The 8,826-nt window shown below is 43.0% G+C and carries 19 protein-coding genes (1 of these 19 cut by a window edge); all 19 read right to left on the bottom strand.

The genetic code is table 11. The features are described 5' to 3' along the window. Positions 1-805 carry the 5' portion of a DNA-directed RNA polymerase subunit alpha gene (locus AC08OG_RS03245; RefSeq protein WP_292398502.1) on the bottom strand. Its footprint begins 179 nt before the window's first position, so the window shows 805 of its 984 coding nt (coding positions 1-805); it begins with the start codon at positions 803-805; the stop codon falls past the left edge of the window. A 40-nt stretch (positions 806-845) separates the two neighbouring features. Beyond that, the gene (gene rpsD, locus AC08OG_RS03240) at positions 846-1,466 is read right to left on the bottom strand and encodes a 30S ribosomal protein S4 (RefSeq protein WP_014707471.1); all 621 of its coding nucleotides are present in this window, start codon (positions 1,464-1,466) and stop codon (positions 846-848) included. A 21-nt stretch (positions 1,467-1,487) separates the two neighbouring features. Further along, on the bottom strand, positions 1,488-1,877 hold the full coding sequence (gene rpsK, locus AC08OG_RS03235; protein WP_014707472.1) for a 30S ribosomal protein S11: 390 nt from the start codon (positions 1,875-1,877) through the stop codon (positions 1,488-1,490). Positions 1,878-1,891: 14 nt separating this feature from the next. Continuing rightward, positions 1,892-2,245, bottom strand: coding sequence for a 30S ribosomal protein S13 (rpsM, locus tag AC08OG_RS03230; protein WP_014707473.1), 354 nt, complete (start codon positions 2,243-2,245; stop codon positions 1,892-1,894). Positions 2,246-2,329: 84 nt separating this feature from the next. Beyond that, complete coding sequence (gene rpmJ / locus AC08OG_RS03225) at positions 2,330-2,443, bottom strand: 50S ribosomal protein L36 (protein ID WP_009726913.1); 114 nt, start codon at positions 2,441-2,443, stop codon at positions 2,330-2,332. A 31-nt stretch (positions 2,444-2,474) separates the two neighbouring features. Beyond that, positions 2,475-3,827 carry a preprotein translocase subunit SecY gene (secY, locus tag AC08OG_RS03220; RefSeq protein ID WP_014707474.1) on the bottom strand — a complete coding sequence of 451 codons (1,353 nt, stop codon included), beginning with the start codon at positions 3,825-3,827 and terminating at the stop codon, positions 2,475-2,477. A 5-nt stretch (positions 3,828-3,832) separates the two neighbouring features. Next, positions 3,833-4,267 (bottom strand): 50S ribosomal protein L15, encoded by a 435-nt coding sequence (gene rplO, locus AC08OG_RS03215; RefSeq protein ID WP_292398509.1) that lies wholly within the window; start codon positions 4,265-4,267, stop codon positions 3,833-3,835. A gap of 2 nt (positions 4,268-4,269) precedes the next feature. Further along, a complete protein-coding gene (gene rpmD / locus AC08OG_RS03210) occupies positions 4,270-4,458 on the bottom strand; it encodes a 50S ribosomal protein L30 (protein WP_014707476.1) in 189 nt (62 codons plus the stop codon). Between the two features lie 4 nt (positions 4,459-4,462). Then, complete coding sequence (rpsE, locus tag AC08OG_RS03205; RefSeq protein WP_292398516.1) at positions 4,463-4,972, bottom strand: 30S ribosomal protein S5; 510 nt, start codon at positions 4,970-4,972, stop codon at positions 4,463-4,465. Between the two features lie 18 nt (positions 4,973-4,990). Next, a complete protein-coding gene (rplR, locus tag AC08OG_RS03200) occupies positions 4,991-5,344 on the bottom strand; it encodes a 50S ribosomal protein L18 (RefSeq protein WP_014707478.1) in 354 nt (117 codons plus the stop codon). 12 nt (positions 5,345-5,356) lie between these two features. Continuing rightward, positions 5,357-5,890: a 50S ribosomal protein L6 gene (rplF, locus tag AC08OG_RS03195; RefSeq protein ID WP_292412772.1), complete on the bottom strand. Its 534-nt coding sequence runs from the start codon at positions 5,888-5,890 to the stop codon at positions 5,357-5,359. Positions 5,891-5,912: 22 nt separating this feature from the next. Beyond that, complete coding sequence (rpsH, locus tag AC08OG_RS03190; RefSeq protein ID WP_292398520.1) at positions 5,913-6,308, bottom strand: 30S ribosomal protein S8; 396 nt, start codon at positions 6,306-6,308, stop codon at positions 5,913-5,915. A 29-nt stretch (positions 6,309-6,337) separates the two neighbouring features. After that, positions 6,338-6,643, bottom strand: a complete 306-nt coding sequence (rpsN, locus tag AC08OG_RS03185; RefSeq protein WP_014707481.1) for a 30S ribosomal protein S14 — start codon at positions 6,641-6,643, stop codon at positions 6,338-6,340. Between the two features lie 23 nt (positions 6,644-6,666). Next, on the bottom strand, positions 6,667-7,206 hold the full coding sequence (gene rplE / locus AC08OG_RS03180) for a 50S ribosomal protein L5 (protein WP_292398526.1): 540 nt from the start codon (positions 7,204-7,206) through the stop codon (positions 6,667-6,669). A 21-nt stretch (positions 7,207-7,227) separates the two neighbouring features. Then, complete coding sequence (rplX, locus tag AC08OG_RS03175) at positions 7,228-7,545, bottom strand: 50S ribosomal protein L24 (protein WP_014707483.1); 318 nt, start codon at positions 7,543-7,545, stop codon at positions 7,228-7,230. 16 nt (positions 7,546-7,561) lie between these two features. Then, positions 7,562-7,930, bottom strand: a complete 369-nt coding sequence (gene rplN, locus AC08OG_RS03170; RefSeq protein ID WP_292412771.1) for a 50S ribosomal protein L14 — start codon at positions 7,928-7,930, stop codon at positions 7,562-7,564. A gap of 27 nt (positions 7,931-7,957) precedes the next feature. Beyond that, a complete protein-coding gene (gene rpsQ, locus AC08OG_RS03165) occupies positions 7,958-8,218 on the bottom strand; it encodes a 30S ribosomal protein S17 (protein WP_104935022.1) in 261 nt (86 codons plus the stop codon). A gap of 9 nt (positions 8,219-8,227) precedes the next feature. Further along, on the bottom strand, positions 8,228-8,413 hold the full coding sequence (rpmC, locus tag AC08OG_RS03160; protein ID WP_014707486.1) for a 50S ribosomal protein L29: 186 nt from the start codon (positions 8,411-8,413) through the stop codon (positions 8,228-8,230). Next, positions 8,413-8,826, bottom strand: a complete 414-nt coding sequence (rplP, locus tag AC08OG_RS03155) for a 50S ribosomal protein L16 (RefSeq protein ID WP_014707487.1) — start codon at positions 8,824-8,826, stop codon at positions 8,413-8,415. The genes rpmC and rplP overlap by 1 nt, the downstream gene beginning before the upstream one ends.

Below are 8,826 nucleotides of genomic sequence, written 5' to 3'. Positions count from 1 at the left end.
TCAAACAATTTGCCGAACGAACCGTCAGATCCAAGTCATCAATTGCCTGTAATAAAGCTGGATCAATTGGCGGCTGTTTTGGTTCTGATGCTGCTTCTTCAATGACAGTAAAATCAACAAAAGAAGTTAGCTGATCACTTAAGATAGTTGCTGCGTATTTAATAGCATCTTCAGCATCTAATGTGCCATTGGTTTCAACATCAAGGATCAATTTATCCAAGTCAGTACGGTTTTCAACACGGGCACTTTCTACCGCATAAGTCACCAAACGTACCGGACTGAAAGATGCATCAAGATGTAACTGACCAATTGCACGATCTTCATCTTCACCCAACGCTCTGGTATTAGCAGCAGAGTAACCACGGCCTTTAACAACCTTAAATGTTACAGAAAGACTACCACCAGTCAAATTAGCAATAACATGGTCAGGATTTGTTACTACAACATTGTGCGGCAACTGAATATCGGCAGCAGTTACAGGGCCGACACCTTCTTTATTCAAGCTTAAAACAGCTTCAGTAGCATCATGCAACTGGACTGCAATACCTTTCATATTTAAAAGAATGTCTAAAACATCTTCCTGAACGCCAGTAATTGCTGAGTATTCATGCACAACACCGTCGATTTGTGCTTCAACAACAGCAGCGCCTTCCATTGAGGAAAGCAGGATTCTGCGCAATGCATTTCCCAGCGTATGTCCAAAACCACGTTCAAGCGGTTCCAGAACCAGACGTGTACGTGTGTCACTAAACTTTTGGATATCGACAATCCTTGGTTTAAGAAATTGACTCGTATAAGTCGTCATGCAAATTCCTCTAATAAATCCTTAATGGATTTAGTTATGTCTATTTCGAGTAAAGCTCTACAACCAGGTTTTCTGAAAGTTCGGCTGGCAACTCATCACGTTCAGGAGCGCGTTTAAACACACCTGACAGAGCTTGCGTATTTACTTCGATCCATTCAGGAAAACCTAACTGCTCTGCTACTGACATAGCATTAACAATGCGTTCTTGTTTTTTAGCTTTCTCACGGATTTCAACTACATCACCCTCTTGAACTTGATAAGATGCGATGTTAGTGACACGTCCATTGACCATGATTGCTTTGTGAGAAACCAATTGTCTGGATTCAGCACGTGTTGATCCAAAGCCCATTCTATAAACAACATTATCAAGTCTTTGCTCAAGAAAGTTCAGCAGGTTTACACCAGTTGCGCCTTTCTTCTGATCAGCAAGTTTGTAATAATTACGAAACTGCTTTTCAAGTACGCCATACATACGACGAATACGTTGTTTAGCACGTAACTGGACAGCATAGTCTGATTCACGACCACGTCTTGCACCATGTTGACCTGGCTTTTGTTCAACCTTGCACTTGCTTTCAAGAGGATTACCTCTGCTTTTCAGAAAAAGGTCAGTACCTTCTCTGCGGCTTAATTTGCAAGTTGGGCCACGATATTTTCCCATTTGTGATACTCCAAAAACCTGTTAAACGCGACGACGCTTAGGAGGACGGCAACCATTATGTGGAATGGGCGTCACGTCTGTAATATTAGTAATTTTGAACCCTAAATTATTAAGGGCACGGACTGCAGATTCGCGTCCCGGACCTGGACCTTTAATTTCAACATCCAGATTTTTCATACCAAATTCTTTCACCACTTCGCCAGCTTTTTCAGCAGCGACCTGGGCAGCAAACGGGGTACTTTTACGAGAACCACGGAAACCACAACCACCGGCAGTTGCCCAAGAGAGCGCATTACCCTGGCGATCTGAAATCGTTATGATCGTATTATTGAATGATGCGTGAACGTGTGCGACACCGTCGACCACATTCTTCTTAACGCGTTTGCGTTGTCGTGCTGATGTATTTGCCATCGAAGCCTCTTACCTTACTTAATCATACGGCGAGGACCTTTACGAGTCCTTGCGTTAGTTTTAGTTCTCTGCCCGCGAACTGGCAGACCTCTGCGGTGGCGAACACCACGGTAGCAACCTAAGTCTTTAAGACGTTTAATGTCCATTGAGACTTCACGACGCAAATCACCTTCAACAACAAACTTAGCTACTTCAGTACGAAGCGCCTCAACTTCCTGTTCGTTTAAATCACGAATTTTTGCGTCAGGCGCAACACCTGCAGCCTCACATATTTTCTCAGAGCGAGTCCGGCCAATACCGTAAATCGAAGTGAGTGCGATTACCGTGTGCTTTTGCACAGGAACATTTATACCAGCTATACGAGCCATTCAATTACCCTAAATTTCTCAGGAGTGAACAGTGAATTGTAACATACAAAACTACAGTTCAACAACAATCACAAAACAGTCAATTTAACCTTGACGTTGCTTATGTCGAGCTTCTTTACATATAACGCGAAGAACCCCGTTTCTTTTTACGATCTTGCAATTACGGCAAATCTTTTTTACTGATGCCTGAACTTTCATTAGATTTTCTCCAGCAAACTATTTTGTAAAGCTAGCGCAAAAACCCGCCAGCTCCATTATTATTCTTGTTTGATTTACGCATCAAACTTTCATACTGCTGCGACATCATGTGTGATTGGACTTGCGATACAAAATCCATAGTCACTACAACGATGATAAGCAAAGAGGTACCACCGAAATAGAAAGGTACACTCCAGTAAAGTATGAGAAACTCCGGCAATAAACAGACTGCCGTAATATAAACAGCACCAGCTAATGTCAATCGACCCATTACAGTATCGATATAACGCGAAGTTTGCTCACCAGGTCTAATTCCTGGAATAAAAGCACCAGACTTCTGCAAGTTTTCTGCTGTTTCTTTAGGGTTGAAAACCAACGCCGTATAAAAGAAGCAGAAAAAGATAATCGCCAATGCATAAGCCATTACATACATAGGTTGGCCTGGTGACATCAATGTAGAAATATCACTTAACCAGCTCATGCCTTCTGACGAACCAAACCAGCCAGCAATTGTTGCAGGAAACAATATAATGCTTGATGCAAAAATCGGTGGTATAACACCCGCCATATTCAATTTCAACGGCAAATGAGTAACCTGACCCGCCATCATTTTGCGACCTTGTTGACGCTTCGCATAATGGATGGGAATACGTCTTTGGGCACGCTCAACAAATACAACAAAAGCAGTTACAGCAAGAGCCATTACTAATAAAGCTATTACCAAGAATGGTGCAAGCTGACCAGTTCTCGCGAGCTCTAACGTTCCACCAATTGCAGCTGGAAGACCAGCAACAATCCCAGCGAATATGATTATAGAGATACCATTACCAATTCCACGTTCGGTAATCTGTTCGCCTAACCACATCAGGAACATTGTTCCGGTAACCAATGTGATCACAGCGGTGACTCTAAATAACATGCCCGGATCAATCACAACTCCCATACCACCGGCTTGCTGACTTTCTAATGCGATCGAGATGCCGATTGCCTGAAATGTCGCTAAAGCCAAGGTACCATAACGAGTATATTGAGTAATCTTGCGTTTACCTGCAGCGCCTTCTTTCTTAAGCTGGGCTAACTTCGGGTGCACAACCGTCAAAAGCTGCATAATAATAGATGCAGAAATATAAGGCATAATCCCTAAAGCAAATACAGACAATCTTTCCAGTGCACCACCAGAAAACATGTTGAACATATCGAGGATTGTTCCTCTTTGCTGTTCAAACATAATGGCCAGTGCAGCAGGATCGATACCAGGTACAGGAATAAATGTTCCTAACCGATAAACGAGCAATGCACCCAAAACAAATAGAAGACGACTTTTAAGTTCTCCATATCGTCCTCCGCTCATCAATGCGGCAGCTTGTTGTCTGTTTTTTTCCACAAATATTACTCTTCGACCTTACCACCGGCAGCTTCAACCGCAGCTTTAGCGCCTGCAGTAAGAGCCATACCTTTAATTGTTACTGATTTAGTAAGTTCACCAGAGTTAATTACTTTTACACGTAACGTGTTTTCAGGCACAGCACCAACAGATTTTAAAGTCAGCAAATCGATAACATCTGCATCAATAGCAGCAAGCGTATCCAAGCGAACCTGAGCAGTTGTTCTGCTCACACGTGAACTGAAGCCAACTTTTGGTAAACGACGTTGCAAAGGCATCTGACCACCTTCAAAACCGCGTTTGTGGAATCCACCTGAGCGAGCTTTTTGACCTTTGTGACCACGGCCACAGGTTTTACCTAAGCCTGAACCAATGCCACGGCCAACACGTTTGGCTGATTGCTTTTCACCTTCAGCTGGAGCAATTGTATTTAAGTTCATATTTATGCTTCCTCAACCTTCAACAGGTAAGAAACACGATTAATCATGCCTCTATTTTCTGGTGTATCGATAACGACAGCACTACTTCCTGTTTTTCTTAACCCTAAACCTGCTACACAGGCTTTATGTTTTTCAAGTCTGCCAATGGTGCTTTTAACCAAAGTGACTTTTAATTTTGCTTGTGAACTCATTTGATTATTCCATGATCTCTTTAACCGACTTACCACGTTTGGCAGCGATAGATTCAGGGTTGTTCATGTCAGTAAGACCATTAATCGTGGCGCGAACCACATTTAAAGGATTGGTTGAACCAATCGATTTGGCCAGAACGTTATGAACACCAACCGCATCAAATACAGCACGCATCGCACCACCGGCAATTACACCCGTACCTTCCGAAGCAGGTTGCATAAATACCTTAGCTGCACCATGCCGTGCAGTCAGAGGGTGCTGCAGGGTATCACCATTGAGCACAACTTTCTTCATATTTTTGCGTGCTTCATCCATTGCCTTTTGAATGGCAACTGGTACTTCCCGTGCTTTACCTTGTCCGAAGCCAACACGACCATTACCGTCACCAACAATAGTCAATGCGGAAAAACCAAATACTCGACCACCTTTCACTACTTTAGCGACGCGGCGAATACCTACTAACTTTTCAATCAAGCCATCTGATGCGGCTTGGCGTTGTTCATTCTGTGCCATGAGTCTTACCTTATATAACTAGAACTGCAAGCCGTTTTCACGTGCTGCATCAGCCAGGGCCTTAACGCGACCGTGATAACTAAAACCGGAACGATCAAAGGCAACTTGTGTAATACCTTCTTTAGCTGCACGTTGTGCAACAGTCTTTCCAACCAATTCGGCTGCAGCTACATTTCCAGTACCTTCAAGTGCTTTTTTCACTTCTGGATCCAAAGTTGAAGCAGAAGCAACCACCTTAGAACTGTCGTGAGTAAGGACCTGTGCATAGATATGACGCGGTGTTCTGTGAATTGTCAGTCTATAGACTTCCAATTCTCTGATTTTGGCACGCGCTCTTGCAGCTCTGCGTAATCTTGACGATTTTTTATCCATGATTCAGCCTAATTATTTTTTCTTAGCTTCTTTACGAGCAACATATTCATCTGAGTAACGAACGCCTTTACCTTTGTACGGTTCAGGTGAACGATAAGCACGAATATCTGCAGCCACTTGTCCGACCGCTTGTTTGTCAGCGCCCGTAACAACAATTTCTGTTTGACCTGGGGTTTCAACTGTAATACCAGCCGGCACATCATATTGAACAGGATGTGAAAAACCCAAAGTCAGGTCGAGTTTGTTACCTTGTGCTTTTGCACGATAACCAACTCCAACCAGCGTAAGTTTCTTTTCAAAACCTTTTGAAACACCATTAACCATGTTGTTAATTAATGCTCTAGCAGTACCGGTAAGGGCAACAGCTTGTTTTGAATTATTTTTTGCGACGGTCTTGAGTGCAGAACCTTCCTGCGACACTTCTACATCGGAATGAAAAGTACGTGATAATGTTCCTTTCGAACCTTTAATCGTTACTTCACTACCGTTGAGAGCAACCTCAACACCAGCGGGTATTTCAACTGGCGCATTTGCAATACGTGACATGTTCTATCTCCTGGAAAAAGGCTTAGCTAACGGCACACAGGACTTCACCGCCCTGACCAAGTGCTCGTGCTTTACGATCAGCCATCACACCTCTAGAGGTAGAAACGATAGCGACACCAAGCCCACCAATTACTTGCGGAATATTACCCGCAGAACGGTAAACTCGAAGTCCCGGACGGCTGATACGGTTGATTTGCTCAATAACCGGTTTGCCTTCAAAATATTTCAGGCTAATACTAAGCAACGGTTTTCCTGCATTTTCATTAACACTGAAATCTGCAACATAACCTTCATCTTTAAGGACTTGAGCAATACTCAATTTAACCTTAGAAGATGGCATGGTTACATCAACTTTGTTTGCTTGTTGGGCATTGCGAATACGTGTCAACATATCAGCAATAGGGTCAGTCATACTCATTTATTTAGCTCCACTAAACAGATTGGCGTCTACCAACTAGCCATGACTAGGCCAGGGATATCACCATTCATTGCATGTTCGCGCAGTTTGTTTCTTGAAAGACCAAACTTACGGTAATAACCGTGTGGACGACCAGTAATTTCACAACGATTTCTCATACGAACTGCACTAGAATTACGTGGTAACGCATGAAATTTCTTTGCAGCAACTTCACGTTCTTCCATGCTTAATGATGAATTGATCATTTGTTTTTTCAATTCAGCACGTTTTGCAGCGTACTTTTCAACCATTTTTGCTCTTTTAATCTCGCGATTAATCATGCAACGTTTAGCCATAACTTATTCCACCCGGACTTGGTTTATTTTCTAAAAGGAAACTTGAATGCAGCCAATAAAGCACGTGATTCTTCTGCAGTTGATGCAGTAGTCGTGATGGTAATATCCATACCACGTGTTTTATCGATCTTATCAAACTCAATTTCAGGGAAAATGATTTGCTCTTTAATCCCCATACTGTAGTTTCCTTGACCATCAAATGATTTCGGGTTTAATCCACGAAAGTCACGAATTCTCGGAATAGAAATGCTAATCAGGCGATCAAGAAAGTCATACATACGCTCACTGCGTAATGTAACTTTACAACCAATCGGCCAGCCTTCACGTACCTTGAAACCTGCTACTGATTTACGGGCTTTCGTAACGACAGCTTTCTGACCGGAAATAGCTTCCATGTCAGCAACTGCATTTTCGAGAACCTTTTTATCAGTCAGCGCTTCACCCACACCCATATTCAGTGTGATTTTGGTAATGCGTGGCACTTCCATTACGGATTTGTAGCCGAACTGCTCTTGCAGTTGCTTGACTACTTCTTCACGATAAAAATCTTTTAATCTGCTCACTTTAATATCCCAACTCTAAGCTCAAGCGCCAACGGTTTCGCCGTTCGACTTGAAGACGCGAACTTTGCGGCCATCTTCGAGAAATTTGAAACCTACTTTATCGCCTTTTCCAGAAGCTGGATTAAGCAAAGCAAGATTCGACTCATGAATTGGCATTTCTTTTTCAACAATACCACCTGTGCGACCTAACGCCGGGTTTGGCTTAGTGTGCTTTTTGACAAGATTGATGCCTTGAACAACAAACTTACCACCTTCGACCCGACGTAGGATTTCGCCTTGTTTGCCACGATCTTTACCGACCGTAACAACAACTTGATCGCCTTTAACTAATCTTTCCATCTTTCAGCGCTCCTACTTAAAGTACTTCCGGTGCCAATGAAATGATCTTCATGAATTTCTCACCACGAAGCTCACGTGTGACCGGGCCGAAAATACGTGTACCAATTGGCTGATGTGCAGTATTCAATAAAACAGCAGCGTTAGTATCGAAACGGATAACCGAACCATCTGGACGGCGTACTCCTTTACGAGTTCTAACGATGACAGCATTGTGCACATCACCTTTTTTTACTTTTCCACGCGGCGCAGCCTCTTTAATGGTGACTTTAATAACGTCACCAATACCGGCATAACGACGGTGTGAACCACCTAAAACTTTGATGCATTCTACTCGTTTAGCACCGCTATTATCGGCCACATCGAGACTGCTTTGCATTTGAATCATGGTCTAAACTCCAAACTGAATAGTTGCTTACTTCGCACGATCAATAATGTCGACCAGCTTCCAGCACTTCGTCTTAGACAGTGGGCGCGATGAGGCAACACTTACTACGTCACCGATATTACATTCATTTTTTTCATCATGAACATGCAATTTGGTTGAACGTTTAACATATTTTTTGTAGATAGGATGGGCAACACTACGTTCTACTAAAACAGTAATTGTTTTATCCATCTTGTCACTGACAACACGACCAATTAAAGAACGTGTAGTATTTTCTTGTTCACTCATTTCAGTGCCCTATTTATTCTCAGTCAGTACAGTCTTGATGCGTGCAATGTCACGGCGCACACGTTTAAGTTCAGAATTACGTGTCAATTGGCCGGTAGCGTTTTGCATACGCAAATTAAACTGTTCCTTGTGAAGTTCTCCCAGCTCTTTAGCTAGGTCCTCAGCAGATTTTTGTCTAATTTCACTCGCTTTCATTACAGTATCGCCCGAGTTACAAATGTTGTTTTAACAGGAAGTTTAGCTGCAGCAAGACGAAATGCTTCACGAGCAATCTCTTCAGTTACACCTTCCATTTCATAAAGCATGCGACCTGGCTGTACATTAGCCACCCAGTACTCGACATTACCTTTACCTTTACCTTGGCGAACTTCCAATGGTTTACTGGAAATTGGCTTATCTGGAAATACACGGATCCAGATCTTTCCGCCACGTTTGATGTAGCGAGTCATAGCACGACGAGCTGCCTCAATTTGACGAGCAGTAATACGTCCGCGATCTAGTGACTTTAAACCGAACTCACCAAAACTCACTTTGGCGCCACGGTGGGCCAGGCCACGGTTGCGCAGCTTCTGCTGCTTTCTAAATTTCGTTCTTTTTGGCTGTAACAT

Source organism: Methylophaga sp. F7 (genome assembly GCF_056863975.1).
The sequence above is the reverse complement of the archived record's forward strand: the minus strand, read 5'-3'. Positions and strand labels throughout refer to the sequence as shown.

What these genes read in the sequence shown, in the direction of transcription:
- rplR (WP_014707478.1), bottom strand. Translation starts at nt 5,344, where the DNA reads ATGGATAAAAAATCGTCAAGATTACGCAGAGCTGCAAGAGCGCGTGCC.
- rplP (WP_014707487.1), bottom strand. Translation starts at nt 8,826, where the DNA reads ATGTTACAGCCAAAAAGAACGAAATTTAGAAAGCAGCAGAAGCTGCGC.
- rpsQ (WP_104935022.1), bottom strand. Translation starts at nt 8,218, where the DNA reads ATGAGTGAACAAGAAAATACTACACGTTCTTTAATTGGTCGTGTTGTC.
- rplN (WP_292412771.1), bottom strand. Translation starts at nt 7,930, where the DNA reads ATGATTCAAATGCAAAGCAGTCTCGATGTGGCCGATAATAGCGGTGCT.
- rplO (WP_292398509.1), bottom strand. Translation starts at nt 4,267, where the DNA reads ATGAACTTAAATACAATTGCTCCAGCTGAAGGTGAAAAGCAATCAGCC.
- rpsM (WP_014707473.1), bottom strand. Translation starts at nt 2,245, where the DNA reads ATGGCTCGTATAGCTGGTATAAATGTTCCTGTGCAAAAGCACACGGTA.
- rpsE (WP_292398516.1), bottom strand. Translation starts at nt 4,972, where the DNA reads ATGGCACAGAATGAACAACGCCAAGCCGCATCAGATGGCTTGATTGAA.
- rpmC (WP_014707486.1), bottom strand. Translation starts at nt 8,413, where the DNA reads ATGAAAGCGAGTGAAATTAGACAAAAATCTGCTGAGGACCTAGCTAAA.
- rpsK (WP_014707472.1), bottom strand. Translation starts at nt 1,877, where the DNA reads ATGGCAAATACATCAGCACGACAACGCAAACGCGTTAAGAAGAATGTG.
- rpsD (WP_014707471.1), bottom strand. Translation starts at nt 1,466, where the DNA reads ATGGGAAAATATCGTGGCCCAACTTGCAAATTAAGCCGCAGAGAAGGT.
- rplX (WP_014707483.1), bottom strand. Translation starts at nt 7,545, where the DNA reads ATGGAAAGATTAGTTAAAGGCGATCAAGTTGTTGTTACGGTCGGTAAA.
- rpmJ (WP_009726913.1), bottom strand. Translation starts at nt 2,443, where the DNA reads ATGAAAGTTCAGGCATCAGTAAAAAAGATTTGCCGTAATTGCAAGATC.
- rpsN (WP_014707481.1), bottom strand. Translation starts at nt 6,643, where the DNA reads ATGGCTAAACGTTGCATGATTAATCGCGAGATTAAAAGAGCAAAAATG.
- rplF (WP_292412772.1), bottom strand. Translation starts at nt 5,890, where the DNA reads ATGTCACGTATTGCAAATGCGCCAGTTGAAATACCCGCTGGTGTTGAG.
- rpmD (WP_014707476.1), bottom strand. Translation starts at nt 4,458, where the DNA reads ATGAGTTCACAAGCAAAATTAAAAGTCACTTTGGTTAAAAGCACCATT.
- rpsH (WP_292398520.1), bottom strand. Translation starts at nt 6,308, where the DNA reads ATGAGTATGACTGACCCTATTGCTGATATGTTGACACGTATTCGCAAT.